Source organism: Pseudomonas sp. BP11-1-1, from assembly GCF_052112105.1.
Lineage (GTDB): Bacteria > Pseudomonadota > Gammaproteobacteria > Pseudomonadales > Pseudomonadaceae > Aquipseudomonas > Aquipseudomonas alvandae.
Genome location: NZ_JAUTYU010000003.1, coordinates 341,033 through 363,126, shown reverse-complemented (window position 1 = coordinate 363,126; position 22,094 = coordinate 341,033). Strand labels below are relative to the sequence as shown.

The following is a 22,094-nucleotide window of genomic DNA, read 5'->3' as shown; positions in this document are numbered from 1 at the left end:
GGGCAGTACTCAAAGTCAAAACACGGGCGGGTTCTAGTTCCCCCGCTCTCGTTATTTTTTCGATTGCAGGAACTCGATCAATTCAGGAACGGTGCCTTCGATGTGCGCACGCACCACCGCCTCGGCCTTATCGGCATCGCCCGCACGCAGGGCATCGAGGATCAGCATGTGTTCCTGGCGCGCACTCAGGGGCTTTTCGACGTGCTGCAGCCACAGGCGCATGGGCGCTTCGATCAGCGAATAAAGCGCGCTGATCTGCTTCAGCAAGCGCGGTCGACCGCTGAGGCTGCACAGGTATTCATGGAAGGCGCGATGACGGCTGACCCACTCGGCGCTTTCCTCGCGATAGTCGTCCATCTCGTCCAGCAGGCGCTCCAGGGCGGCCAGTTGGCGTTCGCCGATTTTCGCCGTGGCAACGCGGACCGCCAGGCCTTCGAGGGCGCTGCGCATTTCGAAGACTTCGTGCAGTTCGTCGATGTCCAGCCCACTGACCACCGCGCCGCGATTGGGCCGCAGCGTCACCAGCCCCTGGGCATCCAGGCGCCGGAAAGCCTCGCGCACCGGCATCCGGCTCATGCCGATCTCATTGGCAATGTCCTCCGCGATCAGCCGGTCACCCTTGCGCAGGCGACCGCCGCAAATGGCGTCGAGCAGAAAGTTGTAGGCTTCTTCTTCGGCGGTGATTGGCGCACGTTCAGCGTAGGTCGGGGCAAACTGCATGGCAGCACCTTCTGCATTTTTGTATCCAATTATCCATGGATTCATAAAAGCAGAATGCGTGCCAACCGCACCGCTGGCTGTGCAAGGGATTGATTTTGAGGAAGTTGTCGAGGAAAACGGCGGGCGCGCTACCGGCTGGGTCGCACCCGGTGTGCTACCAAACAGCTCAGCGGCTGCCTTTTATGGGTGCAGGGCGGGATGGTTTGGTAACACCGCGCCCATCAAGCCGGGGCCCGGCGTGTGTCCGAAGGCGACTCACCAAACAGTGCCCGGTAATGGGCGGCGAAGTGACTCAGGTGGAAAAACCCCATCGCCACGGCGATCTCGCTGACATTCAGTGCGGCCGCACGGGTGCTGATCAACCGTCGACGCACGGCGTTGAGCCGCAGGTTGCGCAGGTACTCCACCGGACGCATACCGGTGACGGCCTGGAAGCTGTTCTGCAGGGTCCGGCGGCTCACGCGCAGTTGCTCGCACAGATCCAGGATGCTCAACGGTACTTCGGTGCTGGCCATGACCATTTCCTGGCAGCGCTTGACCAGGTAGGCATTGACCGCAACGTTGCCGCGACGTCCACGCGCCTCGTCCGAGGCGTGGCAGAACAGATCGAGGAACGCATTGAGCAGCACGTCTTCGAGGATTTTTTCCATGACCGGATTGACCGCGTCCGCTTGTTCCAAAAGGTGACGAAACAGCGGTTGGATCTGCTGCTGGACCCTCGACAGCACCGCTTCATCCACGCTGATTTGCGAAACGCTCTTCAAGCGCTTGAGCTGCTGGTCCGGCAATTCATACGCCGCCAGCTTGGCGAAACGCACCGTGTCGACGTTGGCCGCGAAGAAGTGCGTGCCTTCCGGGGCGTGCAAGACAAAATCCTCGCCATCGCGCAACAGCACGACACTATGGGCGCCGACTTGGCGCCCTTGGACCACCGGCGCGTTGCCCAGCGACAGGGCAATGCACAAGCGCCCTTTCGGCGCGCTGCCGCGTTGCACCACGCGCTTGTCCAGCACCTCCTGGAAGATCTGGAAGCGCTCGGCGCACACCTGCCGCAATTCGCTGGACAGGCAGCCACGGCCCAGTTGGTCGTAGACCTGCTGCCAGCCCAGGATCGAACCGGCGTGCTGCTGGGGATCATGGAAAGTACGGACTTCGGCAAACATGATCGTTGTTCCTCGGTGGAGCTGTGCTTATTGTCCGATGCTGATATCCAAAGAAATCGATTAACCCGTGGCGAGGGAGCTTGCTCCCGCTGGGCTGCGAAACAGACCCCTTTCTGTGAGCGCTTCGCACTCAAGCGGGAGCGAGCTCCCTCGCCACGGGCTCATCGCGTCCTTGAGAGAATTGTTCTTATCGCTGGAAAAACAAAGCCAGTTCCATGCCAAGCATGTGCAAGCGGTATTCAGCGGTCTTGATGTCCAACGGTGCCAATAACGACCCGGAAAGCACCACCTGCCCCGCCTCAACGCATTGCCCGTCCGCCAGCAATCGCCGGACCAACCAACACAGGTTCGCCACCGGCGTGTCCTCGCGCGCCAGGACGTTTCCTTCGCCGCACGCCGCCCCGTCGCATTCCAACCGATAATTCACCTGGGACAATTGATCAGGAGTGAACCTCACCCGTGGCCCCAGGCAATAAAGCCCCGCGGCGGCATTGTCGGCGAGAAACGCCCCGACGCCGAAACGCCAGCCCTGCCACCGGCAATCGGCAATTTCGAATGCCGGCGCGATCTCGGAGATGGCGGCGAGAATATCCTCATCGCTGTAGAAACCCGGCACCAGCGCGCGCCCCAGGACAAACGCCAGTTCGATTTCCAGCTTCGGCTGGATCAACCGTGCAAGCGGCACCGTACCGCCGGGCTGCAAGGCCATGGCGTCGGTCAACGCGCCCAACACTGGCTCGTCAATGCCAAAACGCTCCTGCGCCGCGCGGCCGGCAAAGGCGACTTTCCACCCCGTCAACCGGTCGCCACCGGCCTGGCGCCGGCGCAATGCCTCGCGCTGCAAGGCATAACCCGCCGACACGTCGTAAGCCTCTGGCGCCAACGACGGTAACGGGTGTGCGGTCCGCCCGGCGTCATGAAGCCGCACCAATAGATCGTCTTCGCGCCTCATGACAATTGCTCCGCCAACTTGCGCAAGACACCGTCGAGCCTCTCCGGCGTGGTGATCGCCGCGACAAACCGATCCGGCCGCACTACCACGATGCAATCACGCACCTTGGTAAACCACTCGCCCAGGCGATTGTCGACGTCTTCGATGCAGATGGCGCCGCTGGCCGACAAGGGTTGGTTGCGCCCCACACCGCTGCGCGAGCGATTGATCTGGATGAAGCGCGTACCCCAGCGCGCCCAGTAGGCGGCGGTGTCTTCACCCAGGTGCGCCGCGGGATTGACCCGATAACCGAGCACCGCGTACGAGTGTCCCAGCACGTCGTCCAGATGCCGGCGCTGTCCCTGGGCGTCTTCCACGGCCGGCTGGATGAACAGTTGCCCGACCAGATCATCCTCGTGCAGCTCGGCACGCTCGTGATAGACCAGACCCTTGGTGATGGTCGCCTTGGGTTTGAATTTGAATTCGAGCAAGTGCGAGCGAAGGTTGTCGACGCTGTTCACGGCCTGGAACAGCCAGTCCCGCACGCCGGCCATCAGCGGGTTGGTCAGCCCCAACACCGCGCCCATGTTGTCGGCCAGCGCAATGAGATCCGTGGCATGGCCGCGACGCTCCTGGTCGTAGCTGCCGAGGATCGACGGCGACGCCCGGCGCTGGAGAATCGCCGCCAGCTTCCACGCCACGTTGACCACGTCCCGCAGCCCCGAATTGAGCCCCTGCCCGGCCCACGGCGGGGAGATGTGCGCCGCGTCGCCCACCAAGGCCACGCGACCTTCGACGAAACGCGCCGCCACCCGGGAATTGTGGGTGTAGGCGCGGATCCGAATGATCTCCAATTGATCGACGGCCTCGCCGATATGACCCCGGATCAACGTGCGGATCGTCGCCTCTTCGCACATGCGGGCCTCGTCCTCGCCTTCCAGCAGCATGAACTCCCAGCGCCGCTGCTGGTACGGCAAATAGATGCAGACGAAGGGTCGCTGGGGATCGGCGTGCAAGGCCGTATAAGGCGCATCCAGGGTGTCGTTGGCGGTGTCGACCACCACCCATTTGCGCGGATGGGTCAGCCCCAGCAGCTCGATGCCGAGTTTCTTGCGCACGCTGGAACGCCCGCCGTCGGCGCCGATCACGTACTGAGCCTGTAGCTGATACAGCTCACCCTGGGCATCGCGCACCTGCAAGGTCACGCCCTGCTCGTCCTGTTCCAGGTCAAGCATTTCATGGCCTTGGCGCAACTCGACACCCGAATGCCTGCCCAACTGCTCGCGCAAAGTCCCTTCAAGCAACTGCTGCATGAAGATGTTGCGCATCGGCCAGCCGTAGTGGGCCGTGCTCGGCTTGACCTCGGCAAAGCACACGCCGCGTGCATTGTAGTAACGCAGGGGCACGTTGCAGATCATGTCCCGCGCAGCCAGCTCCGCGATGCCGATGCCTTGCAGCACGCGCAGCGCTTCGTCGTCCATGCCCACCGCCCGGGGATACGGCAGGATGCCTTCGGCCAATTCAAGAACGATGCAGTCGATCCCGTACAGCCCCATGTAATGCGCCGCCGTGATCCCGTTCGGGCCGCCGCCCACGATGACGACCTGGGTTTTGTCCTGCTTCATCGCTATCCACCGCTTTATTGTTGTAATTGCAAGAGTTGGCCGCGCAGGTAATCCGCGACGACCTGGTTGAACACTTCGCTCTGGTCGTCATGAACATAATGGCTGGCGTCGGCGATTTCCGCTGTCTGCACCTGCGCATTGGCCTCCTGCATCGCCTCCAGGGTTGCCAATGGGAGAAAATCCGAACGCGCGCCACGAATGAACAGCGTCGGGCAATCCAGCGCTCGCACCGCTGGCCACAGGTCAGTCGGCGTAATGCTCAGGCGCGCCTCGGCGATGCCTTTCTGGTCGTGACGCCATACGATGCCTTCCGGCGTTTGCTTCATGGAATAGGTCAACCGCGACGCCAGGCCGTCGTCCGACAAGCCCGGTCGCGATTGCCGCCAGAATTGCGCGGCGCTGTCCCAGTCTGGAAAGACCAGCGGCGTCTGGCTCATCTCCCGGCGGATGCGCTCGGCGCCCTCGCCGCGGATCGACGAGCCGGGGCCGATGTCCTCGATCACCAACGCATGCAGCCGTCCGGGATTGAGCCGGGCGTATTCCAGGGCGTTGGTGCCGCCGAGGGAATGCCCCACCAGGACAAAACGCTCCAGCCCCAGGTGCGCGACCCAGTCTTCCAGGTCGCTCACATAGGCGTCGGTGCGATAGCTGGAAGCCTCGGCCCAATCACTCTGGCCACGGCCGCGCTGGTCCAGGGCGAGGCAGCAATAACGCTCGCCCAGCGCATCGGCCAGGGGCGCCCAGGTCTGGGCATAGGAACGCAGCCCGTGCAGCAGCAAGACCGGAACGCCGGATGGGTTGCCCCAGCGCAGGTAATGCAGGCGCATCCCCGATCGGTTGGTGAAAAACTGGCTGTTTTCGGACATTGGTCATTCCCCTCGATCAGCGCGCCTCAGTACAGGCCGTCATTGCCCTTGACGTCCGCCGCCTGCAAGCCGCCCAGGCGCGCGTGCAACCGCCCACGCGTGGCGAAGGCCCAGATGATGACCAATTCGTCCGCCGCCGGACCGTCGCCGAACGACAACGAAATGCTGTCGTAGTGGGAACGGACATACAGCGCGTCCTTGTGGGCCAGCGGCACGTCGATGGTCACGCCAGGCCCGCCACGCTTGCCGGTGGACGGCACCCAGGACTTGCCGCCGCCCAGCGCAACCCGGATCGGATCCGCCGCCGGGTTGGTCAGCAACGCATTGCCATGCTCGTATTCGCCCTGGCTACCCACCAGGCACGCTTTGCCGTAGCTGACGATCTCGCGCTGCCCAGCCATTACCCGAATGCGTCGGCCAAACTCCTGGCCCAACAACGGCGAAGGCTCGACCAGCTCCGCCAGGCTTTCGCTGAAGCGTCCGGCATACGGGTTGGCGATCACCGCACCAATGGCGTACTTGAACAGCGGCTCGCCATCGGCCAACTGGCCGGTTTCGTTGGCCAGGGTTTCCTCGACGAAGCTGTACCATTTGCGGATGTGATAGCTGGCGAAATTCGCGGTTTTCATAACAGAAGCCTCATTCAAAGTGGATCGAGATCGAAATGCCGGCTGGGGGCGCCAGCGGCCTTGAAGCGAGCCTTGCCGCGCGCGTCGTCGTGTTCGGACTCGAGGAAGAATTCCATGCGGTTGCCATCGGGGTCGTTGAAATACACCCCGTTGCCGATCTCGTGATCGGTGATCTTCACCACCTCCACGCCCTTGCTCAGCAACATGCCGTAGAGCTTGCGCAAGGTGGTCATATCCCCGGCGATCTCCAGCCCGTAGTGCTGCAATCCCAGGCCGCCCTGGTGGGCGCCGGGTTCTGCGCGGATCAAGGCAATGTCGTGGTGCTTGGCACCGAACGCCATCATGATCCAGCTTTCACCCCTGGCGCTTTCATGCATGCCCAGCACGTCGGCGTACCAACGTGCCGACACTTCAGGGTCGCTGACGAACAGCGACAGATGAGTACGAACGACTTCGACTTTCATCGCGCGGTACCTCAGTTCTTCTTGACGATGGATTGATGCCCGGACTTGATCTGCGCCACGGCGGGCGTCCAGAGCACATCAGCGATTTCGCTGAACTCACGCCACTGCTTCTGCCAGCCGTCGCCACCGTTCTCGGAAGTGAACAGGTGGCCGTACTTGGTGCCAGCGACAATCTGCCGAGGATTGGCCGGGTTCAAGGCAATCGCCCAGACACACGAGTTGGGCTGCTGCGGCAGCGGCAGCACTTCCCAACTGATGGCAGCGTCCCTCGACACCAGGACTTTGCTGGTCGTGCCCGGGGTGCCGTCGGAGATGCTCAGGTAGAGGGTGTCTTCGCTGCCCAACGGCGCGTTCATGGCCCGTACGTAATACAGGCCGAAGGTTTCCCGGGCGATGATGCCGGTCCAGGTCTGCCCTTCGTCGAGGCTGCGGTAGACGGCGTTGACGCAGACCACCACGATGACTTTTTGCCCGTGGTTGGGCAGCACCAGGATGTTGTGCACGTCCGAATTGAAATCCCACAGCAGGCGGTCATCGACACGGGTCCAGCTATCGCCACCGTCGCGACTGTGAAACAACCCGCCCTCTTCCAGGCCGAACCAGAGCTGGTTGCGATCCGTCGGGTCGTAGGCGAAGGCCAGCAAGCGCGGCCGGCTGACGCCGTCGCAGAACTCCGGGATCTCCACCGGGGCACGATCCCAGCTTTCGCCGCCGTCGAGGGTGCGCCACAGCACGGCGCGGGAAGGCGCGCCGGTGCCGACAAAAATGCGCTGGGCATCCTGGGGATCCACCGCGACTTTCCAGACGGTCTGCCCGTTGAATGGCGCATCCACCTGCTGCCAATGGCCGCCGGTATCGCGGCTGACGCACAGGCCGATATCGGTGCCGGCATAGATCACTTCAGGCGTATCGGGATGGACACTCAGGGACCGGGTGATCGCGTCGAATTCCAGGTCCTGGCCCAGACCCAGGCGATGCCAGGTGCGGCCATCGTCGGCACTGCGGATGATCGCCTGCCCCACGGTGGCGACCAAAAGGGTTCCGTTACTCATCACGGGTTGCTCCTCAAATGAAGATGCCGCGGGTCAAGCCGCCATCGATGCCAATGGACTCCCCGGTCACGGCGCCGGCCTTGGGGGATGCAAGGAAGCCGATCAGCCAGCCCATTTCGATGGGCGCCAGGGTGCGCCGGATCGGCGTCGCGTCGATGTAGCCCTGCTCCACCTGCGCGGGCGTCTTGCCCTGCTTGACGCCTTCGCGTTCATACAACTCCTGGATGTGCGGGGTGTCGACCACGCCGGGGTGGATCAGGTTGACGGTGATGCCGGCGGGGCCGAGTTGATCGGAGAGGGTCTTGGTCATGTGGGCGATGGCCAGGTTGCGCATGCCCGAGAGGACCTTGCTGCCGCGCCCGGTCAGGCCACCGATGTTGATGATCCGTCCGAAGCCACCAGCCTTCATGTGCGGGGTCACGGCCTTGGCGCAGCGGAAATAGCCGATCACTTTGGTGTTGAGGTCCGAGAGCAATTCATCATCGCCGGCATGTTCGATGTCGTTGCGCACCACACCTGACGGGGCGGCGGCGCCGTTGACCAGGATGTCGATGCGACCGAAGTGCTGGTGAGCCGCCTCGACCATGTCGGACACCGCCGTCATCTGGTTGGTGTCACAGAACAGCGGCAATACCTCGTTGCCGGTTTGCGCAGTGATTTCCTCGGCGGCCTGCTGGAGGTATTCCATGCGCCGCGCGCAGATCACCACCTTGCAGCCTTCCTGGGACAGGAAGCGCGCGACTTCCTTGCCGATGCCCATGCCACCGCCGGTGACGATCGCGACGCGGCCCTTCAATTCCAGATCCATAGCAGTTCCTCTTGTGATTATTCGGTTCAGGCCAGATCGACGAAGACACTTTTGGTTTCGGTGTAGGCATCGATCACGTTCTTGCTCATTTCCCGCCCCCAGCCGGATTGCTTGTAGCCACCGAAGGGCGAAGCCGGGTCGACGACGTTCCAGCAGTTGATCCACACCGAGCCGGCCTTCAACTGCGCGGCCACGCGATGGGCGGAACGCAAGTCACGGGTCCACAGGCCGGCGGCCAGGCCGTAAGGCGAGTCGTTGGCGCGCAGCACCAGTTCGTCGATGTCGGTCCAGCTCATGACGGTCAGCACCGGGCCGAAGATTTCTTCCCGGGCGACACAGGCGCGCTCGGCGCGGTCGAGAAATACGCTGGGGCGAATGAAGTGGCCGCGTTCAAGGTGGGCCGGTCGGTCGCCGCCGCAAATCAGCTCCGCGCCTTCCTCCTGGCCCCGCTGCAAGTAGCCACGCACCGTGCCCAGTTGCCGGGCCGAGACCAGCGGGCCCATGCTGCTGGCTTGATCCAGGCCGGGCCCGAGCACATGGGCGGCCGCATGGCGCTGGAGTTCTTCAAGTACCTGGTCGAGAACGCTGGCATGCACATACAGGCGCGATCCGGCGGTGCAGACCTGGCCCTGGTTGTAGAAGATGCCATCGGCGGCACCCTTGGCGGCGCGGACGATGTCGGCGTCCGGCAGGATGATGTTGGGGGACTTGCCGCCCAACTCCAGCGAGACCTTCTTCATGTTGCCAGTGGCCGCCTGGGCGATCAGCCGGCCCACCTGGGTCGAACCGGTGAAGGCGATCTTGTCCACGTCCGGATGCTGGGCCAGCGGTGCGCCGGTCTGGGCGCCGAGGCCGGTGAGCAGGTTGACTACCCCGGCCGGGAAACCGGCAGCCTCGATCAATTGCACCAGGCGAATCGCGACCAGCGGCGTCTGTTCGGCGGGCTTGAGCACCGCGACACAACCGGTCGCCAGCGCCGGGCCGAGCTTCCACACGCACATGGTCAGCGGGAAGTTCCACGGCACGATCAACGCGCAGACACCCACCGGCTCGCGCAAGGTGTAGTTGAGCATCGGTGCGCCGCTGGCGGGCGATACGGGCAACGTGCTGCCTTCGATCTTGGTCGGCCAGCCGGCGAAGTAGCGAATGATATTGGCGGCGCTGGCCGCTTCGCCTCGGGCTGTCGCGATCGGCTTGCCGTTTTCCAGGGTGATCAGTTGCGCCAGTTCTTCGCGATGCTGGTCGAGCAGTTCCGCCAGGCGAAACAACAGCAACCCACGCTGGGCCGGCGAATGCTGCGCCCAGGCACCGGTGAAGGCCACACGGGCGGCGGCGACAGCGGCATCCACGTCACGCTCGCCGCCGGCGGCCACCTCGCTCAGGGTGTCTTCAGTGGCCGGGTTTTCCACGGCAAACCGGCGACCATCGGCCGCGTCCTGCCACGTGCCGCCGATAAACAGGCGTCCGGGTTGCGACAGGAACTGCTCGACCGCAGGCAACAGTTGAATCTGACTCATATCCTCTTCCTCACAGCGCCATTTCAATCAGGCAAGGACCACCGTCGGCCTTGGCGTTGGCCAGGGCGCGCTGCAACTCGCCGTTGGTGTGCACGGTGCTGGCCGGCAAGCCGTAGCCTCTCGCCAGGGCCTTCCAATCGATGCGTGGGCGATCCAGCACCGTCAGGCTCAGGGCTTCGGGGCCCAACTCGGTCATGCCGAAGCGGCGCAGTTCGTTCTGCAAGATGGCGTAGCGGTGGTTGGCCGCGATCAGGATCACCACCGGCAATTGCTCCCGGGCGATGCTCCACAAAGTCTGGATGGTGTATTGCGCACTGCCGTCCGATTGCAGGCAGAACACCTTGTTGCCGCGCTCGGCCATCGCGGCGCCAAAGCCCACCGGGATGCCCTGGCCGATGGCCCCGCCGGTGTTGGTCAAGACCCGATGGCGCGCGGCATGGGCCGAGGCGGTGAAGAATGGATAGCCGCACGTCCCGCCTTCCACCGAAACGATGCTGTCGTCCGGCAACGAGGCGGCCAGTACCTGCCCTACCGACTGCGGCGTCAGTTCAGCCTCGGCGGCAGGCAATTCAATGCCCATCGACGTGGGCACATGGGCCGGCGCCTCAAGCGCATCGGCCAACGCGGTGAGCGCCCCGGCCACGTCGTCTCCCACCTCGGCCAAACACAGCAGGCGATCACGCTCGGCCAGCCGGGAGGCAATGCCTTCGTAGCCGAAATAGCTGATGGGTTCGGGGACGCCGGCGCACACCACCGCGTCGTATTGGTCGAGGATCTCGATGGCCACTTCGGGGAAGTACGGCAGGCGATCCAGGTCCGGCAGGCCGCCACCGCGATAACTCATGCGCGGGAAGGTCTCGGCGAACATCCGCACGCCCGCCAACTGGGCCAGGCGCCCCGCCGCTTCCAGGCCTGCGACGGACAAGCCCTGGTCGCCGACGATAAATACCAGGCGCCGGCCATCACGCAGGGCCTGGGCGACCGCCTCGATCCGGTCACCGGCAAAACGCCGGATCGGCGCCTGCAACGCTGTGAACGCGCTTTCGTGTTGCACGGCATTGGCTTGCAGGTCCATCGGCAGGATCAGGCTGGCGATCTGGCCCTTGGCTTGCCAGGCCGCACGCACCGCCTCTTGCAAATCCTCCCCGACGCCAGAGGCCGTGCGCGACGTGCGCACCCACCCGGATACGCTCCCGGCCAACGCCTGGATGTCACTGGCCAGCGGCGGATCGTAGTTGACGTGCCAGGACGCGTGGTCGCCGATGACGTTGACGATCGGCGTGTTGGCGCGGCGGGCGTTGTGCAGGTTGGCAATGCCATTGGCAAAGCCTGGCCCCAGGTGCGTCAGGGTCATCGCCGGCTTGCCGGCAATGCGCCCGTAGCCGTCGGCGGCGCCGGTGCAGACCCCCTCGAACAACGACAACACCGGCTTGAGGGCTGGCGCGCTGGCCATGGCCGCCACCAGGGGAATTTCGGTCGTCCCGGGATTGGCGAAGCAGTATTCGATACCGCTCGCCACCGCCGCCTTCACTATCAGTTGCGCACCATTCATTTCCAGCCCTCTTCATCGAGCGTTTGCAATGGCTGAGATTTATCACACAGCGAAATCGACAAAACAAGCTATTTTTTACACATAAACTCGTATTTTGAGATTTATGCGTATTTCAGATGAATTTATTCCAGTCGATCAACTTGCATTTCTCAGATCTTCAGTTACCGTGACAGCGCGCTACAGACCGACCCTGCGGGCTTTTCATCATCGATGTGTCTACCTATAGTGCTCACCCAAACGGCCACCCACGCGCCACTCCCCCCTTTAGGAGCGAAATGAGCAGCCTGAGCAAGATGCTGAGCGTCCTGGACCTCTTCGGCCCGGATCGACTGAAGATCGACCCCGACACCATTGCCGAGCGCATGGGCCTGTCCCGGGCGACCGTGTACCGCTACGTGAAGGACTTGTGTGACGCTGGCCTGCTGGTGCGAGTGGATGCCGGCAGCTATGGCCTGGGGCCGCGGATCATCGAGCTCGACTGGATGATGCGTCAGTACGATCCGATCCTTGTCGCCGGTCGCGAGCTGATGCACGAGCTGTCCGAACGAACCGGCCTGGCGGTGTTCGCCAGCGTTTTCTATGACGGCCACATCATCAACACCTACATCGCCGAGCCCGACGACACCTACCAGTTCTCGTTCGGCCGCGGCCATCCGTTGCCATTCTTTCGCGGCGCGCAGTCCAAGGTGTTGATCGCGTTCCAGAAAGGTCGGCGCTTGCAGCGCCTGTTCGAAGAGCACCTGGCCAACGAGCCCGACAATCCCTATGACTGGCCGGGTTTTTCCAAGGCGACGAAAAAGATCCGCAAGGACGGTTATTGCCTGACCCACGACGAACTCAACCAAGGGCTGACCGGTATCGCGGCACCGATCATCAACCCCGGACTCGACGAAGTGGTGGGCAGCCTTTCCGCCGTGGGCAGCACTGACAGCTTCAAATTGCTGCGTCAGGAGACCGTGATTGAAATGGTCGTCGAGACCACACGGCGGATTGCCGAGCGGATGCAGCATCCGCCTACCATGAGCTAGAAAGCAGGGACGCAGCTCACTCAAGAGAAACAATGCCCCTGTGGCGAGGGGATTTATCCCCGTTGGGCTGCGCAGCAGCCCCATACAGGCAACTCAATCTACCTGACACACCGAGTTGTTTGGCTTTTAGGGCCGCTTCGCAGCCCAGCGGGGATAAATCCCCTCGCCACAGGAGTTTTGCCGTCCAGCCCTCTGCCTCAAAACGGCACGGCCACCGTTACCTGGCTGTACACGTTGGTGCCATTGCCCGCCACTTGATTACCCCCTGTCGTTGCATCCCGGTCCGGCTTGTAGAGGCCGATCAGCGGCGTGACGATCAAGTGCTGGTTCACGGCCCACTCGGCATAGAAATCCAGCTCACGGGCATCCAGGTTCAAGGCGTTGTCCTTGCGCACGGTGTTGTAGTCGAAGTACAACGCACCGAGGGTCAGGTTCTCCAATGGCGTGGCCTTCAAGCCGACATGGTGAATGCCGGTGTTGCTGTTGAAGGGCCCGGCATAGTTGCCCGCGACCTCGCCCTGGAACCAGGTGCCGTAACCGGTGCTCTGGCCGGTGAACAGCGAGTCCCACTTTTGCGAATAACGGGTATAGCGATAGGTCAGTTTCGGCGCCCAGGCTATATCCGCGAAGGTGTAGCCAGCCTCGGCGTACCAGGCGTTCTGCGGGCCGGCGTCCTTGTCCTGCCAGGCGTATTCGAAGGCCAGGCTGGCGTTCTCGATACCGGCGTCGCCTTCACCGCGAATGCTATAGACGTCCATGCCCTTGCGTTGCCGCTGGAAATCGCTGGCCCAGCGGTCGTTCACATCAAGGCCATGGATCCAGGTCAACCCCAGTGTCCCGGCCTTGGCGGTGTAATCCAGCGTGCCGGCAGCGAGTTCGGTTTCGGCCTGGGCGCGGTTGTCCGATTTAAGCCACACCACGCTGCCATGTAGGCCATCCTGCCCACCCAGGCGCAACACGGCGGTTTGATCGAACGCGTGCCGTGCAGCGAGGTAATAGGCGCCGCCACGATTCAAGCGCCCGTCGGCCGGGCCTTTGCCAAGGTTCGGCCCATCATCGTTGATCAAGAACCCCCTGCCCAACTTGACGATTTGGCGTCCGCCGGAAATATCGACACCATCCTGCCCCAGCAGCGGGAACAGATCGGCGGAGCGCCAGCCCAGGTAGGCGTCCTCGATTTTTGTCGTGCGCTCGCTGCCCAGCGTGTTGCCGGCCGCGTCGCCATCGCCCCAGGTGGCGGAGCTGACCAGGCTGAAGGCGCCATAGGCGGTGCCCTGGCCGGCGAGGCCCTGGTCGCCGCTCACACCATATTTGATGAAGCCTTCGCGCCAGGTCGAACCGCCCGACCTGCCGTCATAATTCCTGCGGCTGTTGAAGTGGCCGAACACCGCCAGCAGGTCGGCGTTGAGGTGAGTGTCGTCATCGGCATACAGCTCGTAAGCCTGGACCTGATTGGCGGCATAGAACGCCAACGTGCAGGCCAGGCCACTGCCGAAAAATCCCATACGCGATAGAGACCGCATGGCTTGAACTCCTTGAGGTGCGCCTTGACAGGCTGTTTTTATATTGGGAAGCCGGCACCGCAAACGGCGCCGGCTGGCCGGGCTAGCGGCAGTTGGCGAGCGCGTCGTCCAGCGCGCCGACCATCACGCCGGCCTCGTCGGATGTGAGGGTCAACGGTGGCGACAGGACGATCTTGTTGCCGATCGGGCGCACCAAGACGCCGGCCCGGCGCGCATGCTCGGCAATCCGCGACGCCAGGCCGTTGGCGGGATCCAGCGGTTCGCGGGTGACCTTGTTCGCCACCAGATCGAGGGCAATCATCAGGCCCTTGCCACGCGCTTCGCCGACCAGCGCATGGCGTTCGGCCAACGGCTGCAGTTGCTCCAGCAACTGGGCGCCAACCTTGCCGGCGTTGCCTGGCAAATCCTCGGCCTCGACGATGTCCAGCACCGCCAGCGCTGCGGCGCACGCCGTCGGGTGTCCGCTGTAGGTGTAGCCATGCATGATCACGCTGGTGAAACCCGGGCCGTTTTCGATGGCATCGACCATGCGCTGGTTGAACACCGTGGCGCCCATGGGGATGTAACCGGCGGTGATGCCCTTGGCCAGGCACAACACGTCCGGCGCGACGCCCCAGCCGCGACTGCCGAGCATGCAACCGGTGCGGCCGAAGCCGGTGACGACTTCATCGGCGATCAGCAGGATGCCGTGGCGATCGCAGACTTCGCGCAATTTTTTCCAATAATCGGCGGGGGGTACGATCACGCCGCCGGCGCCCTGCACCGGCTCGGCGATCAGCGCCGCGATGGTCTGGGCGCCGAGCAAGGCGATCTGGTCTTCCAACTGGCGAATGCAGTGGGCGGTCAATTCCTGCGGGTCACGGCAGTCCCAGGGATTGCGGTACAGCCACGGCGTATCGAGCAGATGGCAACCGGCCAACAGCGGCCCATGGTTGTAGTGATAGACGCCGTTGCCGCCCACGGAGGTGCCGCCCATGTGCACGCCATGGTAGCCATTGCGCAACGACAGGAAGCGCGTGCGCCCTGGCTCACCACTGGCGATCCAGTATTGCCGAGCCATTTTCAGGGCCGTCTCGACCGCGTCAGAACCGCCGGAACTGAACAACACCCGCGCCATGTCTTCCTGGGCGAACATCGACGTGAGTCGTTCGGCCAGATCGAACACCCGAGGGTGGGCGATACCGTCGAAGGTCTGGTAATACGCCAACTCGTCCATTTGTGCGGCAATGGCCGCCTTCACGCAAGCGCGGTTATGCCCCACGTTCACGTTCCACAAGCCGCCGACTCCATCGAGCATGCGGTGGCCGTCGATATCGGTGATGTAGTTGCCGTCGCCACGGGCGATGACCAAGGTCTTGGAGCGGTTGGCCGGCGCCGACGAACTCATCGGGTGCCAGAATTTCTTTTGCGCTGTCTTGTAGTGCTCGTACATGGTTGCTGTCCTCACTGTGTTTCACGCTTGCGTATGTACAGCAGCTGCTGGCCGGTGAATTCCAGCAACCCTTCAAGGCCGAACTCGACGCCGAACCCGGACATCTTGCTGCCACCAAATGGCGTGTTCGGTTGGATCTGCGCATGGCAGTTGACCCAGGCGACGCCGCTTTCAAGGCGACTGGCCAAGGCCTGGGCCTGCTCCACATCGCTGCCCCAGACCGAACCGCCCAGGCCCATGTCGCCAGCGTTGGCGCGGCGCAGAACATCCTCGACGTCCTGGTAGGCAATCAGCGGCAACACCGGGCCGAACTGCTCTTCGTCCACCAGGCGCTGGCCGTCGCTAACATCGGCGACGAGGGTCGGCGGATAAAAGAAACCCGCTCGGTCCAGGCGTACGCCGCCACACAGCACGCGCGCGCCCTGGTCCCGGGCATCCGCCACCAGTGCTTCCACCAGCGCCAGTTGTTCAGCGTTTTGTACCGGACCGAAGGTGACCTCCGGCTCCAGGCCGTCGCCAACGACCTGGCGCGCGGCGATGAGTGTCAGTGCGTCGGCGAACGCCTCGTATTGGGATTGGTGCACGTACAAGCGCTTGAGGGCGGCGCAGGTCTGCCCCATGTTGAGAAAGGCCGCCTGGAAAATCTCTTCGGCCACCGCCTCGACCGACGTGCCGGGCAGGACGATGGCAGCATCGTTGCCGCCCAGCTCCAGCGTCAGGCGCTTGAGATTCGCCGCAGCACCGCGCATCACGCTCTGGCCGGTGGCTGTCGAACCGGTGAAGACAATTTTCTGGATACCGGCGTGGGCCGTGATCGCGCTGCCAAAGCCCTGTTCGCCGGTCACGACATTGATCACGCCCCGGGGCACATGACAGGCGATGATTTCCACCAGGCGCAGAGTGCTCAGGGGCGTCAGGCTCGACGGCTTGCTGATCACGCAATTGCCGGCTCGCAGCGCCGGCATGATGTGCCAGACGGCAATCATGAACGGCCAGTTCCAGGGCGTGATCGAGGCGACGACGCCCAAGGGCTTGCGGTGCAGCTCGATGCGCTGGGTCGGGGTTTCTTCCACCAGCTCCACCGGGATCTGTTGTTCGGCGGCATAACGCGTCCAGGCCGCCGCGCCCATGACTTCAGAAAACGCCAGCGCCAGCGGCTTGCCTTGTTCGAGGACGATGAGCCGGGCCAGCGCGTCGGCGTCCTGCTCGATGTCCGTCGCAATATCCAGCAGACGTTGGCGGCGATCTTCATGGGTGCTCTGCCGCCACTCGACAAAGGCCGATTGCGCCGCCTCGACCGCGCGGTCCAGTTGGCCCAGGGAACCGGCCGGGCATCGGGCGAACGCAGCGCCCGTCGCCGGGTTGACCACATCGAAATGGCCGTTTTCACCGTCGACCCGCACCCCGTTGATGAGCATTTGATAATCGTGCATGGAACCTTCCTTTCACGCGCCGCCGGACCGTCCCGAACGACAGCGCAGTTGTTTTTTGTGTGGTGTGAAGCGCTCGCGTGGCGGCTAGAGCTTGTGGCTACCCAGCGCCGCGAATCGCTCCGGCGAGACCTTGCGCAGGCGCACGGCAAGGAACACGCCGACAACCAGCGCGACAGGAATGACGGCGCAGAGACCGTAGGACAGGCGCTGGCTGGCGCCCGTGAGCACATCGAAATGAATCACCGCAAGGGCCAGCACCGCGAGCAAGGCCAGGCACGCAAAGCCTGGAAGAATCCGACCGCGCCAAAGCCCCAGCTTCAATTCCGGGTGGCGCCGGAAGTAGACGAACACCGCCGCCGACGTCAGCGCCATCAGCAGGATCACGCAGAGGGTGGCCAGGTTGGAAAACCAGGCGAACAACTGCAGGATTGGGTCGGCGTCCAGCGCGGCGAAGATCAGCACCACCACGGCGGCGATCAGGCTTTGCAGGACCGAGCCCATGTGCGGGCTCTGGTGCACGCGGTGGGTGGTGCCCAAGCGGCTATGCAGCAAGCCGTCCCGGCCGATGGCATAGAAATAACGCGCCGCGGCATTGTGGAACGCCAGCAGTCCGGCGTAGATGCTGACCATGAACAGCAGCCGGATGATCTGGGTCAGGTGCGGGCCGACAAAGTGATCGGACAGGCCGTAGATGAACGTGGTCGGATCCTGCAGGGCTTGCAGCGTCGGTACGATCTTGTCGGCCCCGACACCCACGATCATCGACCAGACCGACAGCGCATAAAAACCACCGATCAACAGCACGGAGCTGTAGGTGGCGATGGGAATCGTGCGGTGCGGATTCCTCGCCTCTTCTCCATAGATCGTCGTGGCTTCGAAGCCGATGAACGCCGCGAAACAGAACAGCAGGCCGATGGATGGCGTGCCGCTGAAGACGTGGCTGCGGTCGAACGAATCGAGATTGATGCCGCTGTCGCCACCGGTCTTGAGGATGGCGAAATCCAGCGTCAGGATCGCCAGGTACTCGGCGATCACCACCACAGAGAGCACACGAGCCGATAAGTCGATCTTGCGATAACCGAGGATCGCAACGCTCGCCATCGCCAGCAGCGAGTACGTCCACCACGGCAATTCCAGGCCGAAGACACTGGCCATCGTGCCGCTGACCACGCCGCCGAACATGCCGTACAGGCCGACCTGGAGAATGTTGTAGGCAAACATCGCCAACACCCCTGCCGCGCCACCGGCCAAGCCACCCAGGCCGCGAGAGGTGAAGGCGTAGAAGCCACCGGCGTTGGTCATGTGCCGGGACATGGCGGTGTAACCCGCCGAAAAGGCCAGCAACACCAACAGCGCCAGCAGCAACAGCGCAGGTGTGCCGGCGCCATTGCCAAGCATGATGCCGATGGGAAAGCCGCCGGCGATGACACTCAAGGGACTCGCCGCCGATATCACGAAGAAGATGATGAAGCCGACACCCAGTGCGCCGCGCTTCAGCTCCGTCGAGCTGCTGATCGGGAAAGATACGCTCATTGTTCTTGACCTTATTGTATGAGGCAGTGGCTGCTGGATCGGAGTCGGCCAGCTTCACCGGCTTCCAGAATCTTGTTGTTCTGCTTGCACGCTGGTTTCGATGCTATGCCCTTGCCAAAACCCTTCGCTATCCCAAAACGGCAGCATCAAAAGCAGTGCCCCAAAACAGGCCAGCCCCATCAGGGAAGGACATTCCTGTGGCGAGGGGATTTATCCCCGCTGGGGCGCGAAGCGGCCCTAAATGCAGGCAACGCGGAGTATCAGAATACTGAGTTGACTGTTAGGGGGCTGCTGCGCAGCCCAGCGGGGATAAATCCCCTCGCCACAAGGACGTCGGCGCCTTAAGTGAACCGCATGCGCTCAATCTCGGCGCACAACCGCTGCCGATTCGGGATAACGGGGAGGCGCTTCCTGCCGCAAGATAACCTTGCCCACCGTTCAGACAGTGCTGGGCTCAAAACAATAAAAACCCCTAAGCCCAGGAAACCTCAGCATGTTTTTCGCTCGTCTCTCTATCCAATGGCGGATCACCCTTCTGAGCGGCCTGAGCCTGCTGGCGGTCGTCGGGGCACTGACCGGTGCCTCGCTGTATCAGAACCAGCAAGGCGCCACGCTGCTGAAACGGCAAAGCAGCCAGCTACTTGGACAATCGGCGTTGGAGGGCCTGCAAGCACAGGCCTTGGCCCACGGTCAGCGGGTTGAGCGCTTTTTCAGCGAAACGGCGATTTATGGCGAAGGTTTTGCCCAGCAGGTGCTGCAACTGCGCGCCCAGGCGCAGAACGGACGATTGACGGCCGCGCAACTGCGCCACGACCTGATTGGCTTGACTCGCGAGGCGCTGCTCAAGCGTGAAAAAGTCCTCGGTTTCTATGTCGTGCTGCTGCCCGACGCCCTGGCGACCGAGGATGCCAGCTTGGCCGGACAGCGCGACCTCGCCAGCAACGAAAAAGGCCGCTTTGCCCTGTACTGGTCGCAAAGCCAACCCGGGCACCTGATGCAGGAAGTGCTCAGCGAAGCCCAGATCAGCGCCAACACCGCGCCACCGGGCAGCGAGCCGGAAAACGCCTGGTACGTCTGCCCGCAAAACCAGGGGCATACCTGCGTGACGGAGCCCTACGCGATTGAAGTCGAAGGCAAGCAGACCTTGATGAGCAGCATCTCCATACCACTGCTGGACCAAGGCAAAGTCATCGGCGTGGTAGGCATGGACATCAGCCTCGATACCCTCCAGCAACTCGCCGCCAGCCTGGCGAACGACCTGTATCCCGGCGACAGCGAGGTCAGCATCCTCTCCCCGTCGGGGCAAGTGGCCGGCCACAGCGGCGCCGTGACGGAGGCCTCCATCGACGTGCGCCAAGCCGTGCAGACCGCCGCGGCAAGCCACCCCTGGCAACTGCAGATCCGCGTGCCGGAAGCGCTCGTGCAAGCGCCCGCCTTGCACATGCAGGCGCAGCTCGACGACAAGCATCGCCAGTCGAACTGGTTCAACCTCAGCCTGGGCCTGCTGGCTGCCGGCCTTGGGCTGCTGCTCATCTGGCTCACCGCCTACGGCGTGACACGGCCATTGTTGCGGGTGGCTCATATGCTCGACGCCATTGTCGAAGGTGACGGCGACCTCACCCAGCGCCTGCCCGACGAACGCCACGATGAACTCGGTCAGTTGGTGCACGGCTTCAACCGTTTCCTCGACAAGCTCCAGCCAATCATCCGGGATATCCAGCAAGCGTCCCGGGACACTCGGGACACCGCCGACACGTCTGCGCGGGTCGCCGGAGAAGTCAGCGCAGGCATGCAACAGCAGTACCGGGAAGTCGAATTGGCGGCGACCGCCTTGCACGAGATGAGCGCCAGCGCCCAGGAAGTGGCGCGCCACTCCCACCAGGCTGCCGATGCCGCAACGGTGGCGGAAAATGCCAGCCGATCGGGACAGGAAATGTTCGCCAACGCCGTCAGCAGCATCGACGCCCTCGACCGGCGCCTGGAGGCAACGCTTGGGCAGGTCAAGGCACTGGCGGACAACAGCCAACAGATCAGCCAGGTGCTGGACGTGATTTGCGCCATTGCCCAGCAGACCAACCTCCTGGCCCTGAACGCCGCCATCGAAGCAGCCCGGGCCGGCGAACAGGGACGTGGCTTCGCGGTGGTGGCCGATGAAGTCCGGCATTTGGCGAGCAACACCCAGAATTCCGTCGAGCAGATCCGCACGGTGATCGAAGCCTTGCAGCAGCTGAGCCAGGACGTGGTACTCAGCACCCAGTCGAGCCGGGAACTGGCCAGGGGCAGCGTCGTTCACGTCGAACACACCCATGGCGCGCTGCAGCACATCACCCAGGCCGTGGAAGTGATCGAACAGATGAACCAACAGATCGCCAGCGCGGCCCTGGAGCAAAGCTCAGTGGTGGAAGACATCAGCCACCGCGTCAGCGGCATTCGTGGCATCAGCGAAACCCTGGCCGGCCGGATGCAGGAAGCTTCCCAGGCGAGTCACACGCTGCACGCCATGGCCAACCACCAGCAGGCGTTGGTGGGGCATTTTCAGATTTGATTCCAGGGGCGTTACACAATTTCACAGAGCCGCTACAAAGCTTAACTCCTGTCATCGGCCCGGTTCCCTACCATGGGCGGTTCAATAGTGGGGAAGCACCATGTCCAAGAAACCTGCCGTCACGCTGGGCCTGTTGATCGGTGCGCTGTTGCTCAGCGGCTGTGATGACACCTCGACCTCGGAAGAATCCGCACCGCCGGCCAGCGTGCGTATCGAGACCGTCCAGGCTCGATCGCTGTCCATCAGCAACGAGCTGAGCGGCCGGATCGCCGCACCGCGAGTGGCCGAAGTCCGCGCCCGGGTCGCCGGCGTGGTCTTGCAGCGGGTCTACCGCGAAGGCAGCGACGTCAAGCAGGGGCAAGTACTGTTTCGCATCGATCCGGCGCCGTTCAAGGCCGACCTGGACAGTGCCGAGGCGGCGTTGCGCAAGGCCGAGGCCAATGCGTTCCAGGCCCGGTTGCAGGCGCAGCGCTATGCCCAACTGATCGATGACCAGGCCATCAGCGGCCAGGACTACGACAATGCCCGGGCCAACGTGCGCCAGACCGCAGCCGATGTCGCCGCCAACAAGGCCGCCGTGGAACGGGCCAAGCTGAACCTCGGCTACGCCACGGTGACCGCGCCGATTTCCGGGCGCATCGGGCGCGCCCTGGTGACCGAAGGCGCACTGGTGGGGCAGAACGAAACCACGCCATTGGCACTCATCCAGCAACTGGACCCGATCCACGCCGACCTTACCCAATCGACCCGTGAACTCAATGACCTGCGCCGCGCCTTTCGCGCCGGCCAGTTGCAAGCGGTCGGCCGGGGCCAGGCCAAGGCCACCCTGATCCAGGACGACGGCAGCCCCTATCCGCTGCCCGGCAAGTTGCTCTTCACCGACCTCAGCGTCGACCCTGGCACTGGCCAGATCACCCTGCGCAGCGAGTTCCCCAACCCGGACCTGGACTTGCTGCCGGGCAGTTTCATCCGGGTGCGCCTGGAGCAGGCAGTGAACAGCCAAGGCATCACCGTGCCGCAACGGGCGATCCTGCGCGACAGCGCCGGCATCGCCCAGGTTTTGCTGCTGGACGCCGAGCAGAAGGTCAGCCAGCAACCGGTGCAATTGGGCGCCGCTCAGAATGATCGCTGGATCGTCACCGAAGGCTTGAAGCCGGGCGATCGCATCGTCGTCGAAGGTGTCCAGCACGCACGCCCCGGTGAAAAAGTCCGGATCGATGATTCCCCTCTTCCTCTCGCCCAGGCTTCCGGGCCACAGGCAGGACACTAAGCC

The 22,094-nt window shown here is 63.5% G+C and carries 18 protein-coding genes and 1 pseudogene; 4 read left to right on the top strand and 15 right to left on the bottom strand.

Translation table 11 applies throughout. The features are described 5' to 3' along the window. Positions 1 to 51: 51 nt before the first annotated feature. The 11 genes from Q7C33_RS08370 to Q7C33_RS08320 form a co-directional block, all read right to left on the bottom strand. On the bottom strand, positions 52 to 720 hold the full coding sequence (locus Q7C33_RS08370; protein ID WP_323154930.1) for a GntR family transcriptional regulator: 669 nt from the start codon (positions 718 to 720) through the stop codon (positions 52 to 54). 221 nt (positions 721 to 941) lie between these two features. Next, entirely contained in the window at positions 942 to 1,883 is a 942-nt protein-coding gene (locus Q7C33_RS08365; protein WP_407683181.1) for a helix-turn-helix domain-containing protein, read from the bottom strand. Between the two features lie 187 nt (positions 1,884 to 2,070). Then, entirely contained in the window at positions 2,071 to 2,835 is a 765-nt protein-coding gene (locus tag Q7C33_RS08360; RefSeq protein ID WP_030141602.1) for a 2-keto-4-pentenoate hydratase, read from the bottom strand. Further along, the gene (locus Q7C33_RS08355; protein ID WP_407683180.1) at positions 2,832 to 4,439 is read right to left on the bottom strand and encodes a bifunctional 3-(3-hydroxy-phenyl)propionate/3-hydroxycinnamic acid hydroxylase; all 1,608 of its coding nucleotides are present in this window, start codon (positions 4,437 to 4,439) and stop codon (positions 2,832 to 2,834) included. Before Q7C33_RS08355 ends, Q7C33_RS08360 begins: the two co-directional genes overlap by 4 nt. 14 nt (positions 4,440 to 4,453) lie before the next feature. After that, a complete protein-coding gene (locus Q7C33_RS08350) occupies positions 4,454 to 5,305 on the bottom strand; it encodes an alpha/beta fold hydrolase (RefSeq protein ID WP_407683179.1) in 852 nt (283 codons plus the stop codon). 26 nt (positions 5,306 to 5,331) lie between these two features. Further along, positions 5,332 to 5,934 (bottom strand): amino acid synthesis family protein, encoded by a 603-nt coding sequence (locus Q7C33_RS08345; RefSeq protein ID WP_198795894.1) that lies wholly within the window; start codon positions 5,932 to 5,934, stop codon positions 5,332 to 5,334. Positions 5,935 to 5,948: 14 nt separating this feature from the next. Then, on the bottom strand, positions 5,949 to 6,398 hold the full coding sequence (locus tag Q7C33_RS08340) for a VOC family protein (protein WP_217859683.1): 450 nt from the start codon (positions 6,396 to 6,398) through the stop codon (positions 5,949 to 5,951). A gap of 11 nt (positions 6,399 to 6,409) precedes the next feature. Next, complete coding sequence (locus tag Q7C33_RS08335) at positions 6,410 to 7,450, bottom strand: VPS10 domain-containing protein (RefSeq protein ID WP_407683178.1); 1,041 nt, start codon at positions 7,448 to 7,450, stop codon at positions 6,410 to 6,412. Between the two features lie 13 nt (positions 7,451 to 7,463). Next, positions 7,464 to 8,258: an SDR family NAD(P)-dependent oxidoreductase gene (locus Q7C33_RS08330; RefSeq protein WP_030141608.1), complete on the bottom strand. Its 795-nt coding sequence runs from the start codon at positions 8,256 to 8,258 to the stop codon at positions 7,464 to 7,466. A 26-nt stretch (positions 8,259 to 8,284) separates the two neighbouring features. Then, the gene (locus Q7C33_RS08325) at positions 8,285 to 9,775 is read right to left on the bottom strand and encodes an aldehyde dehydrogenase family protein (RefSeq protein ID WP_407683177.1); all 1,491 of its coding nucleotides are present in this window, start codon (positions 9,773 to 9,775) and stop codon (positions 8,285 to 8,287) included. A 10-nt stretch (positions 9,776 to 9,785) separates the two neighbouring features. Then, the gene (locus Q7C33_RS08320) at positions 9,786 to 11,327 is read right to left on the bottom strand and encodes an acetolactate synthase large subunit (RefSeq protein WP_323154937.1); all 1,542 of its coding nucleotides are present in this window, start codon (positions 11,325 to 11,327) and stop codon (positions 9,786 to 9,788) included. A gap of 275 nt (positions 11,328 to 11,602) precedes the next feature. Between Q7C33_RS08320 and Q7C33_RS08315 the strand changes: the two genes are divergently transcribed. After that, entirely contained in the window at positions 11,603 to 12,355 is a 753-nt protein-coding gene (locus tag Q7C33_RS08315) for an IclR family transcriptional regulator (protein WP_217859686.1), read from the top strand. Between the two features lie 197 nt (positions 12,356 to 12,552). Here Q7C33_RS08315 and Q7C33_RS08310 read toward each other — a convergent pair whose 3' ends face one another. From Q7C33_RS08310 to Q7C33_RS08295, 4 genes are all read right to left on the bottom strand, one after another. Further along, on the bottom strand, positions 12,553 to 13,878 hold the full coding sequence (locus Q7C33_RS08310) for a hypothetical protein (protein ID WP_030141612.1): 1,326 nt from the start codon (positions 13,876 to 13,878) through the stop codon (positions 12,553 to 12,555). A gap of 82 nt (positions 13,879 to 13,960) precedes the next feature. After that, positions 13,961 to 15,310, bottom strand: coding sequence for an aminotransferase class III-fold pyridoxal phosphate-dependent enzyme (locus tag Q7C33_RS08305; protein WP_407683176.1), 1,350 nt, complete (start codon positions 15,308 to 15,310; stop codon positions 13,961 to 13,963). 11 nt (positions 15,311 to 15,321) lie between these two features. Beyond that, positions 15,322 to 16,743 carry an aldehyde dehydrogenase family protein gene (locus Q7C33_RS08300; protein ID WP_407683175.1) on the bottom strand — a complete coding sequence of 474 codons (1,422 nt, stop codon included), beginning with the start codon at positions 16,741 to 16,743 and terminating at the stop codon, positions 15,322 to 15,324. Between the two features lie 84 nt (positions 16,744 to 16,827). Further along, positions 16,828 to 18,276, bottom strand: a complete 1,449-nt coding sequence (locus tag Q7C33_RS08295) for an APC family permease (protein WP_030141615.1) — start codon at positions 18,274 to 18,276, stop codon at positions 16,828 to 16,830. A 493-nt stretch (positions 18,277 to 18,769) separates the two neighbouring features. Between Q7C33_RS08295 and Q7C33_RS08290 the strand changes: the two are divergent. The 3 genes and pseudogenes from Q7C33_RS08290 to Q7C33_RS08280 form a co-directional block, all read left to right on the top strand. Next, positions 18,770 to 19,963: pseudogene (locus Q7C33_RS08290) on the top strand (PDC sensor domain-containing protein); the annotation flags it as partial. 102 nt (positions 19,964 to 20,065) lie between these two features. Continuing rightward, positions 20,066 to 20,821 carry a methyl-accepting chemotaxis protein gene (locus Q7C33_RS08285; RefSeq protein WP_407683298.1) on the top strand — a complete coding sequence of 252 codons (756 nt, stop codon included), beginning with the start codon at positions 20,066 to 20,068 and terminating at the stop codon, positions 20,819 to 20,821. A gap of 100 nt (positions 20,822 to 20,921) precedes the next feature. Beyond that, the gene (locus Q7C33_RS08280; RefSeq protein WP_323154943.1) at positions 20,922 to 22,091 is read left to right on the top strand and encodes an efflux RND transporter periplasmic adaptor subunit; all 1,170 of its coding nucleotides are present in this window, start codon (positions 20,922 to 20,924) and stop codon (positions 22,089 to 22,091) included. Positions 22,092 to 22,094: the final 3 nt, after the last annotated feature.